We start from the raw sequence: 17524 nt of genomic DNA, 5'->3' as shown, positions 1-17524 counted from the left end.
GGGCCTTCACCCGTCCGGTCCGGTGAGAGGAGCGCAGGCCATGGCGATCGAGGTCGGCACCAAGGCCCCGGAGTTCGAGCTCAAGGACAACCACGGCCGCACCGTGCGCCTCGCCGACTTCCGCGGCGAGAAGAACGTGGTCCTGCTCTTCTACCCGTTCGCCTTCACCGGTGTCTGCACCGGCGAGCTGGGCGAGCTGCGCGACAACCAGCCGCGGTTCGTCAACGACGACACCCAGCTCCTCGCCGTCTCCACCGACTCGATCCACACCCTGCGCGTCTTCGCCGAGCAGGAGGACCTGGAGTACCCGCTGCTCTCCGACTTCTGGAAGCACGGAGAGGCCTCCCGCGCCTACGGCGTCTTCGACGAGGACAAGGGCTGCGCCGTGCGCGGCACCTTCATCATCGACAAGGAAGGCGTCGTCCGCTGGAGCGTCGTCAACGACCTTCCGGACGCCCGTGACCTCGACGACTACGTCAAGGCGCTCGACACTCTCTGAGGATCCGGGCGAATCGTCTGTCCAGGCCGGGAACCCGTCACTAGGATCCAGTCGTTGATCCGAATGCCAACGCACGACGGGGGCGCTGCCCCTGGAAACCACATGGAGGGACTCGTGGGAGTCAGCCTCAGCAAGGGCGGCAACGTCTCGCTGACCAAGGAGGCCCCTGGCCTGACCGCCGTCACTGTCGGTCTGGGCTGGGACATCCGCACCACCACCGGCACCGACTTCGACCTCGACGCCAGCGCCATTCTGGTCAGCGCGGAGGGCAAGGTCCGCAACGACCAGGACTTCGTGTTCTTCAACAACCTGAAGAGCGCCGACGGCTCGGTCGAGCACACCGGTGACAACCTCACCGGCGAGGGCGAGGGTGACGACGAGCAGGTCAAGGTCAGCCTGGCCACGGTGCCCGCCGATGTCGCCAAGATCGTCTTCCCGGTGTCGATCTACGACGCCGAGAACCGCCAGCAGTCCTTCGGTCAGGTCCGCAACGCGTTCATCCGCGTCGTGAACCAGACCGGCGGTGCCGAGATCGCCCGGTACGACCTCTCCGAGGACGCCTCGACCGAGACCGCCATGGTCTTCGGCGAGCTGTACCGCAACGGCGACGAGTGGAAGTTCCGCGCGGTCGGCCAGGGCTACGCCTCTGGCCTGCGCGGCATCGCCGCGGACTTCGGCGTCAACGTCTGAGTCACGCAGCACAGACAGACCGTCTGATCCGTCCGGCGTCGCACGCTCCGTGCGGCGCCGGACGTGCCTCATGGGCAGGATCGACGTGCTCCATCAGCAGAACGACGTGCTCCATCAGCAGGACCGACGTGCCTCATCAGCAGGGCCATCGGCGCGAACACCGCAGTTTCACCGGGGAGGACACACACATGGGCGTCACGCTCGCCAAGGGAGGCAATGTCTCCCTCTCAAAGGCCGCACCCAACCTCACCCAGGTGCTGGTGGGTCTCGGCTGGGACGCGCGCTCCACCACCGGAGCCCCCTTCGACCTCGACGCCAGCGCCCTGCTGTGCCAGTCGGGGCGGGTGCTCGGCGACGAGTTCTTCGTCTTCTACAACAACCTCACGAGCCCCGAGGGCTCCGTCGAACACACCGGCGACAACCTCACCGGCGAGGGTGACGGCGACGACGAGTCGCTGATCGTGGACCTGGTCAAGGTCCCGGCCCACTGCGACAAGATCGTCTTCCCGGTCTCGATCCACGAGGCCGACAACCGCGGCCAGACCTTCGGCCAGGTCAGCAATGCCTTCATCCGCGTCGTGAACCGCGCGGACGGCCAGGAACTCGCACGCTACGACCTCTCCGAGGACGCCTCCACCGAGACGGCGATGATCTTCGGCGAGCTGTACCGATACGGCGGGGAATGGAAGTTCCGCGCGGTGGGGCAGGGGTACGCGTCCGGTCTTCGAGGCATCGCTCTAGACTTCGGGGTCAACGTTTCGTAAAGCCGCGTACTTAAAACGATGGGGTAGACAGTGGTACTGAAAACCTTCGGCTGGTCGTTCGCCGTCACGGCGCTCGGACTGGTCGCAGCGGTGCTCTACGGGGGGTGGGAAGCGTTCGGGATCGTCGCGATCCTGTGCATCCTCGAGATCTCGCTGTCCTTCGACAATGCGGTGGTCAACGCCGGAATCCTGAAGAAGATGAATGCCTTCTGGCAGAAGATCTTCCTCACGATCGGTGTGCTCATCGCCGTCTTCGGCATGCGGCTGGTCTTCCCCGTCGTGATCGTCGCGATCAGCGCCAAGATCGGCCCCATCGAGGCCGTCGATCTCGCCCTCAACGACGCCGAGCGCTACGAGCAGCTCGTGACCGACGCACACCCGTCGATCGCGGCCTTCGGCGGCATGTTCCTGCTGATGATCTTCCTCGACTTCATCTTCGAGGACCGTGACATCAAGTGGCTCGGCTGGCTGGAGCGCCCGCTGGCCAAGCTCGGCAAGGTCGACATGCTGTCGGTCTGCATCGCCCTGATCGTCCTGGCGATCAGCGCCATGACCTTCGCGACCCAGGCCCACCAGCACGGCGGCACGCACGTCGACAAGGCGGCGACCGTCCTGCTCTCGGGCGTCTTCGGCCTCATCACGTACCTCGTCGTCGGCGGTCTCTCCGGCTACTTCGAGAACAAGCTGGAGGAGGAAGAGGAGCGCGAGCACGAGGCCGAGGAGGAGGCCAAGCGCAGCGGCAAGAAGGTCGGTGTCGTCCAGCTGGCCGGCAAGGCCGCCTTCTTCATGTTCCTCTACCTCGAGGTCCTCGACGCGTCGTTCTCCTTCGACGGTGTCATCGGCGCCTTCGCCATCACCAACGACATCGTCCTGATGGCGCTCGGCCTCGGCGTCGGCGCCATGTACGTCCGTTCGCTGACGGTCTACCTGGTCCGCCAGGGCACCCTCGACGACTACGTCTACCTGGAGCACGGCGCCCACTACGCCATCGGCGCGCTCGCCGTGATCCTCATGATCTCCATCCGCTACCAGATCCCCGAGGTCGTCACCGGACTCATCGGTGTGGCCCTCATCGGCTGGTCGTTCTGGTCCTCCGTCCGCCGCAACAAGGCCATCGCGGCGGCCGAGGGAAAAGCTGACTCCTCGGGCAAGACCGAGGTGTCGTCCGGGGTGTGACACCCCCGGCATTGAGGAACGCTTCCTGCGGGGCGGCCGGTGCACCCGGCCGCCCCGCGGCGTACGGCCAGGTTTCGAGTGGGGGGTGGGGCGCATGGGCTTCTGGGACGGCCTGTTTCCGGGGAGGGCGTGGGCGCAGTTCGATTCGGGCAGCGCCGCGAGCAACTCCATCGATCTCACCAAACGACGCCCGACGGTCTCCCTCACCCAGCAGGGCGCCGCCACCGGCAATCTGCGCGTCAACCTCTCCTGGCGGATGCGCACCTCCGACATCGACGGCCGGTCCCGGCAGAGCGGCCAGCTGCTGCGCCACCCCTCGAAGCTCTTCAAGCCCGAGATGGTCCAGGCGCACACCCAGAGCATGGTCAACGTCGACCTGGACCTCGGCTGCCTGTACGAGCTGACCGACGGCAGCAAGGGCGTCGTCCAGCCGCTCGGCGGCTTCTTCGGCTCGCTGAACGCCCCGCCCTACGTGAACCTGAGCGGCGACGACCGGTTCGGCGGCTCGTCCGGCGAGACGATCTTCGTCAACCTCGACCACCGCGACGAGATCAAGCGCCTGCTCTTCTTCGTCTACATCTACGACCAGACCCCGGCCTTCGACCGCACCCACGCCAAGGTGACGCTCTACCCCAGCAACGGGCCGCGGATCGAGATCGAACTCGACGAGCGGGCCCCGCAGGCCCGCTCCTGCGCCGTCTTCAGCGTCGAGAAGGTCAAGGACGAGCTGGTCGTCCGCCGCGAGGTGAAGTTCGTGTACGGCTTCCAGGCGGAGCTGGACCGGCTCTACGGCTGGGGTCTGCAGTGGGGGCGCGGCTACAAGACCAAGGCCTGAGCCGGTGCGCTGCGGCCGCCTACGGGCGGACGAACTGCGGGCCCATCGGCGGCATCCGGAAGTTCGGGTCCGGGGCGGGCGCGGCGGCAGCGGCGGGCTGCGGATAGCCGTACCCGGGCCGGTCGCCCGAGACCGGCTGCGGATACCCGTAACCCGGAGCGGACGCCGGGGGAGTGGTCGGCTGCGGCGGCACGGACACCGGTACGGGGGGTACGGGACCAGGGCCTGCGCCGGGCGAGTGGACGACCGTCGCGTCGAGGTCGCGTGCCGTGGCCGGATCCTGCTCCCGCGCCGGGGAGGAGGCGGAGTCCTGCGGCGTACGGGCGTCCTCGGTGCCCTCGTCGACCGAGATCCCGAAATCGGTGGCGAGCCCGACGAGACCGGTCGGATAGCCCTGCCCGACCGCGCGGAACTTCCAGCCGTCCCCACGCCGGTACAGCTCGCCGCAGATGATCGCGGTCTCCTCGCCCGTCTCCGCCTTCACGTCGAACAGGGCCAGCGGCTCCCGGTCCGCCGCGTTCGCGTCGTACAGCAGAATCCGCAGGTCGGAGACGCGGCGGAAGGTGTCACCGTCCGAGGAGGCCCCGATCACCACCCGGTCGACCGACGGGTCGAGCCCGCCCAGATCGGCCTCCACCGTGTCGGTCAGCGCCTCGGCGACCCGCTTCTTGGGCAGCCGGCGCACCAGGCCGGAGGGGTGGCGCGGCTGGTTGTAGAAGACGAAGTCCTCGTCGGAGCGCACGCGCCCGTCGACGCCGAGCAGGAGCGCCGAGGCGTCCACGTCGGGGACCCCGGGGCCCGGGGTCCAGCGGAGCACGGCCCGTACGGCCGCGGTGTCGAGAGGGACGTTGGAGCCCTTCAGCATCGCGTGCGTCATGACCGTCATCCTGCCTTCCCGGCAGACCGCCGGACAACGCGGGGGCCATACCGATCCGCGCGTCGCGGCATTCGGCGACGTGCGCGGCATGCGCCGGATGCGGACGAGTTACCTGGATTTCATACTCGAAGGGAACTGAGTACACCCGTACCTACGTACTATTACCGGCCACATGTCGTCACGGCCACAGAGGCAGTCGGGGGAGTTACATTGCGTCATTTCGGGCACATCCCGTCCGCCACGCGGGCCGGGCTGTTCCACCAGGAGCCCGCCGAGTTCACGGCGGACTCCCCCGCGAGCACGCTCGCCGTGGCCCTGGGGGCCACCCTCTACAGCCCGGCCACCCGGCCCCGGCTCGCCGACGACGTGCGCAAACAGGCCGCACGAGGGGTCGTCTCCATGGTGCTCTGCCTGGAGGACTCCATCGCCGACGCCGACGTGGAGGCCGCCGAGAGCAACCTCGTCCACCAGTTCGCCGACCTCGCCAGGGGCGGCGCGGCGGGCGAGGCGGACCCGGACGTGCCCCTGCTCTTCATCCGTGTCCGCGAGCCCCACCAGATCACCGATCTGGTCACCCGCCTCGGAGACACCGTCCGCCTGCTGTCCGGATTCGTACTGCCCAAGTTCACCGAGACCCGCGGCCGGGCCTTCCTGGAGGCCCTCACCACCGCCGAGCGGTCGAGCGGCCGAAGACTCTTCGCCATGCCCGTCCTGGAGTCGCCCGAGCTGCTCCACCTGGAGACCCGCGCCGAGACCCTCGCCGGCATCGCCACGACCGTGGACAAGTACCGGCAGCGGGTCCTCGCCCTGCGCCTGGGCGTCACCGACTTCTGCTCCGCCTACGGACTCCGCCGCTCGCCCGACATGACGGCCTACGACGTCCGGCTCGTCGCGAACGTCATCGCCGACGTCGTCAACGTCCTCGGCCGCTCCGACGGCACCGGCTTCACCATCACCGGACCGGTCTGGGAGTACTTCCGGCTCGGCGAGCGCATGTTCAAGCCCCAGCTGCGCCGCAGCCCCTTCCTGGAGGGCCGCGCCGAGGACCTGCGCACCGCGCTCATCGAGCACGACCTCGACGGACTCCTGCGCGAGATCGAACTCGACCGGGCCAACGGCCTGCTCGGCAAGACCTGCATCCACCCCACCCATGTGGTGCCGGTGCACGCGCTCTCCGTCGTCAGCCACGAGGAGTTCAGCGACGCGCAGGACATCCTGCGGCCCGAGCGCGGCGGAGGCGGAGTGATGCGCTCCGCGTATACGAACAAGATGAACGAGGTGAAGCCGCATCGTGCGTGGGCCGAACGGACCCTCATGCGCGCCGAGGTCTTCGGCGTCGCCAAGGAGGACGTCGGCTTCGTCGATCTGCTCACCGCCGGCCTGGCCGGCTGACGGAAGGTGAATCGGAACGTGGTGTGGTCGGGAACGTGGGTCGCCGAGCGACTCGGCGTCGAACTGAACGGCGACGAGAAGCTTCCGGGCCTGTTGGGCCTCGCGCTGCGCCGTAACCCCAGACGGGCGCATCTGCTGGTCTCCAACGTGCTCGGCAAGCACGTGCCGCAGCGGCCGAGCGTCGTCTACGGCGCCGGCTTCTCGCTCGGCCTGCGGGTGCGCGAGCTGCTCGGCCCCGACGAGACCGCCCGGAGCGTCGTCGTCGGCTACGCGGAGACCGCCACCGGCCTCGGTCACTCGGTCGCCGACGGGCTCGGCTTCGCGCCCTACCTGCACTCCACCCGCAGGCCCGTCGAGGGCGTGCCCAGCGCCGGCGGCTTCGAGGAGTCCCACTCGCACGCCACCTCGCACCTCCTGCTCCCCGAGGACCCGAAGCTGCTCGCGGGCGACGGCCCGCTGGTCCTCGTCGACGACGAGTTCTCCACCGGCAACACCGTCCTCAACACCATCCGCGACCTGCACGAGCGCTTCCCGCGCGAGCGGTACGTGGTCGTGGCCCTGGTCGACATGCGCTCCGCCGCCGACCTCGGCCGTCTGGAGGGCTTCGCCGAGGAGATCGGCGCCCACGTCGACCTGGTGACCGGCGCGACCGGCACCGTGACACTGCCGGAGGGCGTACTGGAGAAGGGCCAGGCCCTGGTCGCCGCCCACGAGACGGCCACGGTCCCGGTAGCGCCGCTCCGGACGGCCCGTACGGCTCCTGTGCGGGTCGATCTCGGCTGGCCCTCCACCGTCCCCGACGGCGGCCGTCACGGCTTCCGCGCGCCGCACGCCGTCTTCCTGGACGAGGCGCTGCCGGCCATGAGCGAGCGCCTGGACACGGCCCTCGCCGACGCGGGGCGCGTGCTCGTCCTCGGCTTCGAGGAGCTGATGTACGCGCCGCTGCGGCTCGCCGTCGCCCTGGAGCGCGCCGGACGGGACGTCTCGTACTCCACGACCACCCGCTCGCCCGTCCTCGCGGTCGACGACCCGGGCTACGCGATACGCACCCGGCTGGTCTTCCCGGCCCACGACGCACCCGCCGACGGCCCCGGCGAGCGGTACGCGTACAACGTGGCCGGCGCCGGTTTCGACGCGGTCGTGGCCGTCGTCGACTCGGTCGCCGACACTCCGGAGCTGCACGCCCCGGACGGCCTGCTGGCGCAGCTGGCGGGACACATCCCGCGGGTGGTGCTCGCGGTGGTGCCGTCGTACGTGCCGGATGCGGATGCGGGGGCGAGGGCGAGTGCGGGGGCTCCGGCTCTCGCTTCCGTCACGGAAGTCACGCCAGTCACCGACGTTGTCGAAGCCACCGAAGCTCCCGAAAGGAGCTCCATGCTGCCCGAGCCCCTCCGCGGCCCCGCCTTCTCCTCGTACGCACCCGAGGAGGTCGGCTGGCTGCTCCAGGACCTCTCGGACGTCGAGCTCGAGGCCCCGACCGAGGAGCGCGAGGAGGCGATCCAGAGCGGAGGCGCCCACTACGCGGAGTCGCTGCCGGTCGAGTACCAGCCGAGCGCCCAGTACCAGGAGCTCTTCCACGCCGCCCTGGAGACCTCCGCCGCCCGGATCGCCCGCGCGGTCGGCACCGTCACCGAGACCGTCCTCGCGGAGAAGAAGGGCACGCCCGTGCTCGTCTCCCTCGCCCGGGCCGGCACCCCCGTCGGCGTCCTCATGCGCCGCTGGGCCCAGGCCCGGCACGGCATCGAGCTGCCGCACTACGCCGTCTCCATCGTCCGCGGCCGCGGCATCGACGCCAACGCTCTGCGCTGGCTCGCCGCCCACCACGACCCCGCCGACGTCGTCTTCGTCGACGGCTGGACCGGCAAGGGCGCCATCACCCGCGAACTCGCCGAGGCCCTCCGCGCGTTCCCCGGATTCGACCCGGAGATCGCGGTCCTCGCCGACCCCGGCTCCTGCGTCCGCACCTACGGCACCCGCGAGGACTTCCTCATCCCCTCCGCCTGCCTCAACTCGACCGTTTCCGGCCTGATATCGCGGACCGTCCTGCGCGCCGACCTCGTCGGCCCCGACGACTTCCACGGCGGCAAGTTCTACCGCGAACTGGCCGGCGCCGATGTCTCCAACGACTTCCTCGACGCCGTCGCCGCCCACTACGACGAGGTCGCGGAGGACGTCGACTCGGCGGTCAAGGAGCTCCTCGCCGCCGACCGCACGCCCACCTGGGAGGGCTGGGCCGCCGTCGAGCGGATCAGCGAGGAGTACGGCATCCACGACGTCAACCTGGTCAAGCCCGGCGTGGGCGAGACCACCCGGGTCCTGCTGCGCCGCGTCCCCTGGAAGATCCTCGCCAAGCGCGGCGCGGGCGCCGACCTCGCGCACGTACGCCTCCTCGCCGAGCAGCGCGGAGTCCCCGTCGAGGAGGTCGACGGACTGCCGTACACCTGCGTGGGGCTGATCCACCCCCAGTTCACGAGAGGCGCGACGGGCGCCGACGGAAAGACGGTGGTCTCCCAGTGACTTCGGTGACTTCGGTGAGCAGCACGGTGATGGTCGCGAGCGACCTCGACCGCACGCTGATCTACTCCTCGGCCGCGCTGGCCCTCGGCATGCCGGACGCGCAGGCGCCCCGGCTGCTGAGCGTCGAGGTACACGAGTCGAAGCCGCTCTCGTACCTGACCGAGGAGGCGGCCGGACTCCTCGAGCAGCTGGCCTCCGAGGCCGTCTTCGTCCCCACGACGACCCGCACCCGCAAGCAGTACCAGCGGATCCAACTCCCCGGCGCCGAGCCGACGTACGCGATCTGCGCCAACGGCGGGCACATCCTCGTCGACGGCGTCGCCGACCGCGACTGGCACGAGTCCGTGCTGCGCAGGCTCGCCGAGGAGTGCGCGCCGCTGTCCGAGATCCGCGCGTACTTCACCGCCACCACCGACCTGTCCTGGGTGCGCAAGCACCGGGTGGCCGAGGACCTCTTCGCGTACCTGGTGGTGGAGCGCGAGCGGATGCCGGAGGAGTGGCTGAGGCGGTTCGGGGAGTGGGCCGAGGAGCGCGGCTGGACGGTCTCGCTCCAGGGCCGCAAGGTGTACGCGGTGCCGAAGCCGCTCACCAAGAGCGCGGCGATGCGCGAGGTCGCCCGGCGCTGCGGCGCGGGCCTCGTCCTGGCCGCCGGCGACTCGCTGCTCGACGCGGACCTGCTGCTCGCCGCCGACCGCGCCTGGCGCCCGGGCCACGGCGAGCTGGCCGACACGTCCTGGACCGCCCCGCACCTCGACGTGCTCGCGGAGCGGGGCGTGGCGGCGGGGGAGGAGATCCTCCGCAGGTTCCGTACGGCGGTGTCGGAGCACCGGTCGCCCGGAGTCGGCGCCCTGCCGGGAGCCGCCGTACCCGTACAGCTCAACGGGTCCCCCGCCGCGCTCCCCGACCAGGCCTGAACAGCCGGACCCCGACGAAGGCCAGGACGGCGGCGGCCGCGACGAGGAGCACCGCCTTCGAGTAGACGGACACGTAGCCGGTGACCTCCTCCCAGTTGTCGCCGAGCGCGTAACCGGCAAGCACGAAGGCGGTGTTCCAGACCGCGCTGCCGAGGGTGGTGAAGACGAGGAAGGCGGGCAGCGGCATGCGCTCGACGCCCGCCGGCACGGAGATGAGGCTGCGGAAGATCGGCACCGTCCGACCGAAGAACACCGCCTTCGCCCCGTGCCGGACGAACCACGCCTCCGTCCGCTCGACAGGCTGTTGATCCATGTCTCCATGGCCGTCCACGCCAGGAAGCGGGGGCGGGGCGGCGGACTGATGGCGGCCGCACAAGGGGAGTGCGGTTATCCGCAGTGCGGAGGGTGCAGCGCTGCGGCTAGCGTGACGGATCATGACGAACGCACCTGGTCCCGCCGACGCGCTCGACGGGCCTGATGGCCTCGTCCCGGCGCAGGCGCAGGCGCAGGGCCACGGCCAGGTCCAGGGGCAGGGCCAGGGGCAGGGGCAGGAGCGGGCGCGGCTCGGGCCGTACCTGGTCCGCTGGATCCGGCGGGGGTTCGGGCTGGGTTTCGGGGCCGGGACCGCCGTCCTGGAGCTGCTCGGCTGCGTCCTCGGCGGTCTCGCGCTGCTGCCCGTACTCGCCTGGCCGCGCGGCAGACGGGCCGTCCTGCGCCCGGTGACCGCCGCCGTCCGCGCCCTCACCCGCCTCGAACGCGCCCGGCTCCACCGCTTCCTCGACGTCCGCCTCCCGCCGGTCCACGAGGACGGCGCCGCCACGCGCTACCTCGCCGCTCGCTGGCCGCTGGGCGTCCTCGGCGCGGTCGTGCTCGGCTGTGCCGCGTACGGCCTCGGTCTCGGCACGTTCGTCCTCTACGGCTGGCTGATCACCGAGATCAACCACCCCTGGCTCGTCGCGTTCAGCAGCGTCGGCGGCTTCTTCCTGCTCTTCCTCTCCGCACAGGGGGCGCTCGGCGTCGTCGCCCTGGAGGACGGTCTGGCCCGGCACTTCCTCGGGCCCAGCCACGCCGACGCGCTGGAGGCCCGGATCGCCCACCTCGCGACGAGCCGGGCGGAGGTCATGGACGTCGTGCACGACGAGCGCCGGCGGATCGAGCGCGACCTCCACGACGGCGTGCAGCAACGGCTCGTCGCCCTCGGCATGCTGCTCGGCCGGGCCCGCCGGATCCGGGCCCGGGACCCCGAGGGCGCCGATGCGCTGCTGCTCCAGGCCCACGAGGAGAGCCGGCGTGCTCTGGTCGAACTGCGCGAGGTGGCCTGGCGGGTCCACCCGGCCGTCCTCGACGAGGGGGGCCTGCGGGCGGCGCTGGAGACGGTCGCCGAGCGGAGCCCGCTGCCCGTGGGGCTCGGGTACGCCGTGGAGCGGCCGCTCCCGAGGGCGGTGGAGACGGTCGCGTACTTCCTCGTCTCGGAGGCGGTCACCAATGTGGTCAAGCACGCGGGCGCGACCCGTATCGACGTACAAGTATCCATGGAGGGCGAAGAGTTGAGCGTGCGGGTGAGGGACGACGGGGCAGGTGGCGCGGACGCGTCCGGCAGCGGCCTGAGCGGGCTCGCGAGCCGGACGGCGGCGCTGGACGGGCGGTTCGCGGTGGACAGCCCGGCGGGCGGGCCGACGGTCGTACGGGCGGTCCTTCCGTGCGCGTGATCCTGGCGGAGGACTCGACGCTGCTACGGGAGGGCCTTGTGCGACTCCTGGCGGAGGAGGGCCACGAGGTGACGGCGGCGGTCGGCACCGGGGTCGAACTGCTCGCGGCGGTACGGGCGGACCCGCCGGACGTGGTCGTCGCCGACGTCCGGATGCCCCCGACGCACACGGACGAGGGGCTGCGGGCGGCCCTGGAGATCCGGCGGGAGTGGCCGGGCGTCGGGGTCCTCGTACTGTCGCAGTACGTGGAGCGGCGGTACGCGACCGAGCTGCTGACGGGCGAGTCGGGCGCGGTCGGCTACCTGCTCAAGGACCGGGTGGCGCAGGTGGACGAGTTCCTGGACGCGCTGGAACGGGTGGGCGAGGGGCGGACGGCGTTCGACCCTGAGGTCGTCCGCAGACTGCTCGTCCGCACCACGCACACCGATCCGCTGGCGCGGCTGACGCCCCGGGAGGGCGAGGTGCTCGCGGCGATGGCGCAGGGGCACACGAACGCGGCGATCGCCGGTCGACTCCATGTGTCGCAGAGCGCGGTGGAGAAACACATCAACGCGATCTTCGACAAGCTGGAGCTGACGGGGCGGGGGGAGGGGTACAGCAGGCGGGTGCTGGCGGTGCTGCGCTACTTGGGCAGCTGAGGGGCGAGGGGAGGGCGGCCGGGGTCAGGGCGGGGTCAGGGAGGGGCGCGGCCGACGTGGCTCCTCAGCCGCAGCAGCCGCCACCGCAGCACCCACCGCCACCGCCACCGCCCTGGGAGGAACCACCTTGGGCTTGGGCTCGGCCCTGGGCGGTCCCACCGACGGCGACGGCGGAGAGCAGCTTGACGGTGTCGTCGTGCCCGGCGGGGCAGGAGGCGGGGGCGGACGACTCGGCCATGGGCCGGTTGAGTTCGAAGGTGTCTCCGCAGGAGCGGCAGCGGTACTCGTAACGAGGCATGGGACGAGGTTAACGGTGTCCGCCGCCCCGCTCCTCCCGGATCTGCTCGACGACGCGGGCGGCGGAGGCGCGGATGGCTTCCAGCTCGGTGAGGAAGTGCCAGTAGTCGGGGTGGCGGCCTTCCTCCAGGGACGCGACGGCCCGGTCGAGCCGGGCGACGGCGTCGTCCAGGGGCCGGGCGTGACGGGGGTCGGGGGTGTGGCGGCCGGCCATGGCGAGGCGCTGGGCGTCGCGGACGGCGAAGCGGGCGCGGTCGATCTCGGCCTGCGGGTCCTTGGCGACGGCGTCGAGGCGGCGGAGCCGGTCGCCGGCGGCGGAGACGGCCTCGTCGGTGGAGTTGAGGAGGGCGCGGGCGGTGGCGAGGAGGCTGGTGGCGTCGGGCCAGCGCTGCTCGTCGCGGGCCTTGGCGGCCTCGGTGAGCTTCTCCTCGGCCTGGCGGACGCCGTCGGCGGCCTGGGCGGGGACGTACTGCAGGTCCTGCCAGCAGTCGGCGGAGAAGCGGCGGCGGAGCTCGGAGAGGACGGGCTCGACGCCGCCGGCGCGGGTGGTGAGCGCCTCGGCGCGGGTACGGAGGGAGACGAGGCGTTTGCCGGTCTCGGCGGCCCGCTCCGGGAGGCGCTCGGCCTCGGTGCGGATGGCTTCGGCGTCGCGGAGGACGCGGTCGGCGCGCTGGAGGGTCTCGGCGACGCCGTGGCGGCCCGCGCCCTCGTTGAGCCGGGTGAGGTCCGGGCCGAGGCGGGCGAGGCGGGTGGCGAGGTCGTCGGCGCGGAGCCCGGCCTGGCGGGCGGTGTCGAGAGCGGTGCTCGCGTTCCGGAGCGCCTCTCGCGCCCGCTCGACGGCGGGGACGAGCCGGGCGAGCCGGGTCTCGGCGGTGTCGAGGAGCGGCCCGAGCCCTTGCTCGAACCGGTCGAGCTCGCCCTTGACCCGTACGAGCTCCTCCTTGGCGCGGGTCAGGTCGGCGCGGGCGCGGTTGGCGGTGGCCGCGTCGAGCTCGTCGCGGTCGAGGTCGTGGGCGTCGACGGCGGTGATGTAGGCGTGGCTGACCTCGTCGATCCGCCGGCCGAGGGCGGTGAACCCGTCGACGGCGCGCCGGGCGCCGGGGGAGTCGTCGACGGCGGTGATCGTCTCGATGGAGATCCGTAGATCGCGCTGGGCGGTGTCGAGCTCGTAGAAGGCGGCGGCCGCGTCGTCCTTGGCGGCCTGGGCCTCGGCCCGCTGACTCTCACCGCGCCCACCGAACCAGCGCCGGTTGCCGCCACTGGCGAAGGCGGCGGGAAGGAGGGCGAAGCCGAGCAGAGGCACGACGAGCGCAAGCCGCAGGAACGACGGGGGCGCCGCATCCGCACCCTTTCCGGGTCCCCCCACCCTCACCTCGGCCCCCGTGGTCACGGCGCTCGTGGAACTGCCCCTAGCGTGAGTCGCCGCCACGTCCCTCTCCCGTGCTGTGTCCGCCCTGCCCCGGTCCGGTTCATTCTCCCACCAGGTAAGGACGAACACACGGGCCCGTCAGTTCGCGGTACGGACGACGACTTCCCCGTTGTCGCTGCGCGCGGTCACGACATGGGCGCTGCCCTTACGGGTCGGCACGTCGACCCGGACGCTCCCGTTGTCGCTGCGACCGTCGACGTCGTACGAGGCGTCGGGCAGGGCGATGTCGATCTCCCCGTTGTCGCTGACGGCCTCCACGCGGGTGGGGACGGCGCTCAGGGCGATCCGTACGGCCCCGTTGTCGGAGCGCGCGACGACCTGCCCGGAGGTGGTGCCGCCCTCGACGACGACCTCGCCGTTGTTGCTGGTCAGGTCGAGGGCCCCGGAGGAGTTCCGGACGATGACGGCGCCGTTGTCGGACCGTACCTTCAGGTCGGTGTCGAACCCCTCGGCGGTCACCTTCCCGTTGTCGTCCTCGACGGTGACGGCGACGCCGCGTGGCACCTGGATCCGGTGGACGGAGTCGCAGTCGGAGGCGACGGCGTCGCACTCGACCCGCAGGGTGAGCCGCCCGTCCTTGAGCCCCCAGGAGGCGTCGGGCCCGTCACCCATGAAGACCCACCCGTCGACCTGCCGACTGACGCGCACGTCCTTGATGTCGGCGGGCACGATCTCCACCTCGGAGTCGTCGGAATCGACGACGAGCGTGTCCCCGGAGAAGGCGAAGCTCTTCTTCTCGACGGGCGCACCGTCCACCTCGGCACTCCCGCACCCGCCGACCCCGAGAACCCCGACGAGAACCCCACCGGAAACAAGCAGCGCACGAACGCGACGACGACCGACCATGACAAGAACCCCCAGCTGACGCGGACAGACCGCCCACGCTACGTAAGTCCCCCCACCCACCACGATCCGGCGACCCACCCTCCGATGGTGGGGCTATCCCCCGTGAAGAACCGGTTTGCGGGACACACCCATGGGCCATGTACGCTGTTGCCTCACTCCACGGGTGCGTAGCTCAGGGGTAGAGCGCTGCTCTTACAAAGCAGATGTCGGCGGTTCGAAACCGTCCGCGCCCACCAGTGCAAAGGCCCCCGCAGCTCATGCTGTGGGGGCCTTTGACGGTAGTGATTGACGGCAGTCTCACTCGGGACGGCGCCGGCGGAGCAGCCGGTCCATGTGCCCCATCGCCTCCTTCCGGTGCTCGTCGGAGACGTGGGTGTAGATGTTCATCGTGACGGCGATCTGCGAGTGCCCCAGGATCTCCATCACGACCCGCGCCGGCACCCCGGCGGCGAAGAGGAGCGTGGCGCACCCGTGCCGGGCGTCGTGCAGCCGGATCCGGGGGAGTCCGGCCGCATCCGTGATGCGCTGGAACGAACGGCTGAGGTTCATTGGCTCGACCGTGCGGCCGGTACGGGTCGTAAAGACGTAGTCACTGTCCTGCCAGTCCTGCGCCGCGGCGAGCCGCTGTGCCCCCTGCCGGAGACGCTGCCAGCGCAGCGGCGGCACGCACATGAGGGGGAGAGGGGCCACGCGGGTACGGCGGTTCTTCGTGGAGTCCGCGTACAGCTCCTTCTGCACCCGCTGGATCTGGTTCCGCACTGAGCGGCTCGCACCTCAGGAACAACGTGGTCCGAGCGGCGCTCCTGACCGACGGCGCCGCCCGGCTTGTGACCACGTTCGCCTTGGGCGGCTGGGAGGAGTGCCTTGACCTGCTTCAGAGGGAAGGGCCCGCGCACATGATTGCGCAGGTACGTGAGGCGGAGTTGGCGGACGACACCCTGAGCCGCTGGCCACGCAGCAAACCCCACGACGATGCCTCTGCGATCTACATTCGCCCCTAATAGGGGTGCCCAATCGCGAGAAATTCCTCTGAATATCAGGGGGTATCGCTGGGCGGCGTATCAGAGTCGTCTACTGTGAGTAGAAATGGCCAAGTCAGCCCGGGCTCTCGACGGCGAGGACGACGAAAGCTACGCGTCCATCGACTGAATGCCAGAATCAGCGCCGGAAGCGCTACTGCGGCCAGAAATAGCAGGTATCCGATCCATGCTCCTCGCTCTCCTCGACGAGCAAGGTCTTGGAAAGGACCTAGTGGGAGCGCCAGCAGTCCGCTAGCCTTCACTTTCTCAGCTATTTCGAGTGTGTCATTTACGGCCGGAAGCCCCAAGAAGATAGCCACCACAAGGGCGACCGCAGCAAGCAGGTTGGCCCTTCTGCCACCCCTGATCGACTCGGCAGCAACTGCCAGTTGCTGCAACTGGTCGAGGCTCTCCAGTACATGCCCATATCGCTTGTCTACTCGCCAGCCGCTCAGAAGTCGCTCCGTCAACTCCAAAGCCGTACCATAAGTGATGCCCGAGTCGCGATACTCCCGAAGACCAAAAATTACCTCCAGCTGCAAGTCGCGAACCGCCTTAAGTTTCCCCGAAGTTACCGAGATTCGACTGTCCAAGAGTCGGATTTGCCAATACTGTAGTAGGGCGCTTTCCAGGATAAGGAGAGTCCACAAGTGGTGTTCGAACTCCACTCGTCCCGTACCAGACCAGCGGATCTCAAGCGCGGATGAAGGGTCGCAGTAGAGAGACTTCCCAAGGGTCAATGACCCTTCCTCAGGAATTACCTTCGAGCGGGACTCCGGCCTCACCGTCTCAATGTCAATGGAGCGGGCGATCGCATTGTCCAGCGCAAGCGAGTGGTTCCGCTTGAAGTCTTCCTCCGTCGCACAACATGTGACCTGGTCGACGAAGGTTGCTGGATAGCAGAACCATGATCCATATGATGAGTGCCCCAAGGTTCGAGAGATTGCTACGGCGTACAGCTCAAATAGGTCCGCCACGCTCGCGGGAGATGCGTGCTCCACCATTCGCCAACGCGTCCCGCTACTCACATCATCTTCCCAGTGCCCCGCCAGCTCCTTTTCCCACCCCCTACGTCCCGAGGCCGCCTTTAGCAGAGGTTCCGGGATCGAGGAGACGGAGACAATATTAGAGCCGCCGAAAGAAAACTCGCGATACTGGTCTAGGGTAATTTCGTCCGGCAACCTTAGCGCGATGGTAAGTTGCATCGCTCCTGACCGGTGAATCAGCAGCAAGGCATTTGTGATCACGCCTTCATCCAGGTTCCCTGGAGTACGCAAGGTTCCGCCGCCAAGGCGGGTTAGCCATTGTCTGGCACCTCTAAGATGCAGGCGCAGGTAGGGCTCACTTTGAAGGTAGGACGGATTGAGTAGTTCGTTCTCCATGTAATTCTGAATAGCATTTACGGACTGCTGACGCGCAACCGATTCATAAATGAAGTTCAGGTTCTCTGAGAGGAGTTCAGACGCCGGGGTACCCTCTCGGTCCGCACCCTCCCCACCCCTTGAACCGGTCAAAGCCCGACCGAACAGCCTGGCGGCCCAGATAGGGTGTCGAATCATCCACCCAAATAGGCCACCCTCCTCGGTCACCCTGCCCAAGTCTTGTAGCGTGGCGGTATGACTCACCAGGTCCACTAGGTCTTGATACCTCTGAGCGACGCGAACCTCGCCGTTACGCGGAGAAACAACAGTCTCCGCGATGCCCGCGCGCAAGAGTCGATCTGCTGACTTTCGGATGTCGATGGGCCCGCCAGCATCGAAGGAAAATATGTAGTAATTAACCCCACTGTTGAATACGGCCTCATGTTCCTGCTGCGTTTCCATCCCGCCACCCCCACAACTGTCCGATGCCAAGCCCATGATGGCGTACGCGTGCCCGCCCGCCGCAGGCCTTGGAGCTTCCGGCCGCGGCGGGCGACCCTT

At 69.5% G+C, this 17524-nt stretch carries 17 protein-coding genes, 1 tRNA gene and 1 pseudogene; 12 read left to right on the top strand and 7 right to left on the bottom strand.

The genetic code is table 11. The annotated features are described in order from the left end of the window. Positions 1 to 40: 40 nt before the first annotated feature. The 5 genes from ACGFYP_RS11830 to ACGFYP_RS11810 all read left to right on the top strand — a co-directional run bounded on the left by ACGFYP_RS11830 (position 41) and on the right by ACGFYP_RS11810 (position 3964). Entirely contained in the window at positions 41 to 499 is a 459-nt protein-coding gene (locus ACGFYP_RS11830) for a peroxiredoxin (RefSeq protein WP_361966447.1), read from the top strand. Positions 500 to 613: 114 nt separating this feature from the next. After that, positions 614 to 1189: a TerD family protein gene (locus ACGFYP_RS11825; protein WP_393490937.1), complete on the top strand. Its 576-nt coding sequence runs from the start codon at positions 614 to 616 to the stop codon at positions 1187 to 1189. A gap of 188 nt (positions 1190 to 1377) precedes the next feature. Then, entirely contained in the window at positions 1378 to 1953 is a 576-nt protein-coding gene (locus tag ACGFYP_RS11820; protein WP_361966445.1) for a TerD family protein, read from the top strand. A gap of 30 nt (positions 1954 to 1983) precedes the next feature. Continuing rightward, entirely contained in the window at positions 1984 to 3129 is a 1146-nt protein-coding gene (locus tag ACGFYP_RS11815) for a DUF475 domain-containing protein (protein ID WP_393490079.1), read from the top strand. Between the two features lie 94 nt (positions 3130 to 3223). Further along, positions 3224 to 3964 (top strand): Tellurium resistance, encoded by a 741-nt coding sequence (locus tag ACGFYP_RS11810; RefSeq protein ID WP_361966441.1) that lies wholly within the window; start codon positions 3224 to 3226, stop codon positions 3962 to 3964. Positions 3965 to 3983: 19 nt separating this feature from the next. Here the strand turns inward: ACGFYP_RS11810 and ACGFYP_RS11805 are convergent, their stop codons facing one another. Then, entirely contained in the window at positions 3984 to 4850 is an 867-nt protein-coding gene (locus ACGFYP_RS11805) for a TerD family protein (protein ID WP_393490075.1), read from the bottom strand. On the opposite strand from ACGFYP_RS11805, the gene ACGFYP_RS11800 reads away from it, so the two are divergent. The 4 genes from ACGFYP_RS11800 to ACGFYP_RS11785 all read left to right on the top strand — a co-directional run bounded on the left by ACGFYP_RS11800 (position 4840) and on the right by ACGFYP_RS11785 (position 9664). Beyond that, the gene (locus tag ACGFYP_RS11800) at positions 4840 to 4980 is read left to right on the top strand and encodes a hypothetical protein (RefSeq protein WP_393490072.1); all 141 of its coding nucleotides are present in this window, start codon (positions 4840 to 4842) and stop codon (positions 4978 to 4980) included. The genes ACGFYP_RS11805 and ACGFYP_RS11800 overlap by 11 nt on opposite strands. Positions 4981 to 5051: 71 nt before the next feature. Next, positions 5052 to 6233, top strand: coding sequence for an HpcH/HpaI aldolase/citrate lyase family protein (locus tag ACGFYP_RS11795; protein WP_393490069.1), 1182 nt, complete (start codon positions 5052 to 5054; stop codon positions 6231 to 6233). An 18-nt stretch (positions 6234 to 6251) separates the two neighbouring features. After that, positions 6252 to 8750 carry a phosphoribosyltransferase gene (locus ACGFYP_RS11790; RefSeq protein WP_393490066.1) on the top strand — a complete coding sequence of 833 codons (2499 nt, stop codon included), beginning with the start codon at positions 6252 to 6254 and terminating at the stop codon, positions 8748 to 8750. Positions 8751 to 8779: 29 nt separating this feature from the next. After that, the gene (locus ACGFYP_RS11785) at positions 8780 to 9664 is read left to right on the top strand and encodes an HAD family hydrolase (protein WP_393490934.1); all 885 of its coding nucleotides are present in this window, start codon (positions 8780 to 8782) and stop codon (positions 9662 to 9664) included. Here the strand turns inward: ACGFYP_RS11785 and ACGFYP_RS11780 are convergent. Continuing rightward, positions 9627 to 9977 carry a DedA family protein gene (locus tag ACGFYP_RS11780; protein WP_393490064.1) on the bottom strand — a complete coding sequence of 117 codons (351 nt, stop codon included), beginning with the start codon at positions 9975 to 9977 and terminating at the stop codon, positions 9627 to 9629. The two genes, ACGFYP_RS11785 and ACGFYP_RS11780, sit on opposite strands and share 38 nt — an antisense overlap. Before the next feature lie 121 nt (positions 9978 to 10098). On the opposite strand from ACGFYP_RS11780, the gene ACGFYP_RS11775 reads away from it, so the two are divergent. Then, positions 10099 to 11373, top strand: a complete 1275-nt coding sequence (locus tag ACGFYP_RS11775) for a sensor histidine kinase (RefSeq protein WP_393490061.1) — start codon at positions 10099 to 10101, stop codon at positions 11371 to 11373. Beyond that, entirely contained in the window at positions 11364 to 12011 is a 648-nt protein-coding gene (locus ACGFYP_RS11770; protein ID WP_361966430.1) for a response regulator transcription factor, read from the top strand. The genes ACGFYP_RS11775 and ACGFYP_RS11770 overlap by 10 nt, the downstream gene beginning before the upstream one ends. A 64-nt stretch (positions 12012 to 12075) precedes the next feature. Here ACGFYP_RS11770 and ACGFYP_RS11765 read toward each other — a convergent pair whose 3' ends face one another. From ACGFYP_RS11765 to ACGFYP_RS11755, 3 genes are all read right to left on the bottom strand, one after another. Continuing rightward, positions 12076 to 12309 (bottom strand): zinc ribbon domain-containing protein, encoded by a 234-nt coding sequence (locus ACGFYP_RS11765; protein WP_393490056.1) that lies wholly within the window; start codon positions 12307 to 12309, stop codon positions 12076 to 12078. A gap of 9 nt (positions 12310 to 12318) precedes the next feature. Next, a complete protein-coding gene (locus tag ACGFYP_RS11760) occupies positions 12319 to 13674 on the bottom strand; it encodes a hypothetical protein (RefSeq protein ID WP_393490053.1) in 1356 nt (451 codons plus the stop codon). Positions 13675 to 13815: 141 nt separating this feature from the next. Then, on the bottom strand, positions 13816 to 14583 hold the full coding sequence (locus tag ACGFYP_RS11755) for a DUF4097 family beta strand repeat-containing protein (protein ID WP_393490047.1): 768 nt from the start codon (positions 14581 to 14583) through the stop codon (positions 13816 to 13818). Positions 14584 to 14744: 161 nt separating this feature from the next. Here ACGFYP_RS11755 and ACGFYP_RS11750 point away from each other — a divergent pair. Continuing rightward, a tRNA-Val gene (locus ACGFYP_RS11750) sits at positions 14745 to 14819 on the top strand. A 61-nt stretch (positions 14820 to 14880) separates the two neighbouring features. On the opposite strand, the pseudogene ACGFYP_RS11745 reads toward ACGFYP_RS11750, so the two are convergent. Then, positions 14881 to 15342: pseudogene (locus ACGFYP_RS11745) on the bottom strand (tyrosine-type recombinase/integrase); the annotation flags it as partial. A gap of 277 nt (positions 15343 to 15619) precedes the next feature. After that, on the bottom strand, positions 15620 to 17425 hold the full coding sequence (locus ACGFYP_RS11740; RefSeq protein ID WP_393490043.1) for a hypothetical protein: 1806 nt from the start codon (positions 17423 to 17425) through the stop codon (positions 15620 to 15622). Between the last annotated feature and the right edge of the window lie 99 nt (positions 17426 to 17524).

This window comes from Streptomyces sp. NPDC048370 (genome assembly GCF_043200825.1).
In the GTDB taxonomy this organism is placed as follows: Bacteria; Actinomycetota; Actinomycetes; order Streptomycetales; family Streptomycetaceae; genus Streptomyces.
Note: the sequence above shows the minus strand (reverse complement) of the source record. Positions and strands in the feature narration are given on the sequence as shown.

Excerpts from the sequence above, each read along its gene's own strand:
- ACGFYP_RS11740 (WP_393490043.1), bottom strand. The coding sequence starts at position 17,425 with ATGGAAACGCAGCAGGAACATGAGGCCGTATTCAACAGTGGGGTTAAT.
- ACGFYP_RS11820 (WP_361966445.1), top strand. The coding sequence starts at position 1,378 with ATGGGCGTCACGCTCGCCAAGGGAGGCAATGTCTCCCTCTCAAAGGCC.
- ACGFYP_RS11805 (WP_393490075.1), bottom strand. The coding sequence starts at position 4,850 with ATGACGGTCATGACGCACGCGATGCTGAAGGGCTCCAACGTCCCTCTC.
- ACGFYP_RS11765 (WP_393490056.1), bottom strand. The coding sequence starts at position 12,309 with ATGCCTCGTTACGAGTACCGCTGCCGCTCCTGCGGAGACACCTTCGAA.
- ACGFYP_RS11785 (WP_393490934.1), top strand. The coding sequence starts at position 8,780 with ATGGTCGCGAGCGACCTCGACCGCACGCTGATCTACTCCTCGGCCGCG.
- ACGFYP_RS11780 (WP_393490064.1), bottom strand. The coding sequence starts at position 9,977 with ATGGATCAACAGCCTGTCGAGCGGACGGAGGCGTGGTTCGTCCGGCAC.
- ACGFYP_RS11810 (WP_361966441.1), top strand. The coding sequence starts at position 3,224 with ATGGGCTTCTGGGACGGCCTGTTTCCGGGGAGGGCGTGGGCGCAGTTC.
- ACGFYP_RS11755 (WP_393490047.1), bottom strand. The coding sequence starts at position 14,583 with ATGGTCGGTCGTCGTCGCGTTCGTGCGCTGCTTGTTTCCGGTGGGGTT.
- ACGFYP_RS11800 (WP_393490072.1), top strand. The coding sequence starts at position 4,840 with ATGACCGTCATCCTGCCTTCCCGGCAGACCGCCGGACAACGCGGGGGC.
- ACGFYP_RS11775 (WP_393490061.1), top strand. The coding sequence starts at position 10,099 with ATGACGAACGCACCTGGTCCCGCCGACGCGCTCGACGGGCCTGATGGC.
- ACGFYP_RS11830 (WP_361966447.1), top strand. The coding sequence starts at position 41 with ATGGCGATCGAGGTCGGCACCAAGGCCCCGGAGTTCGAGCTCAAGGAC.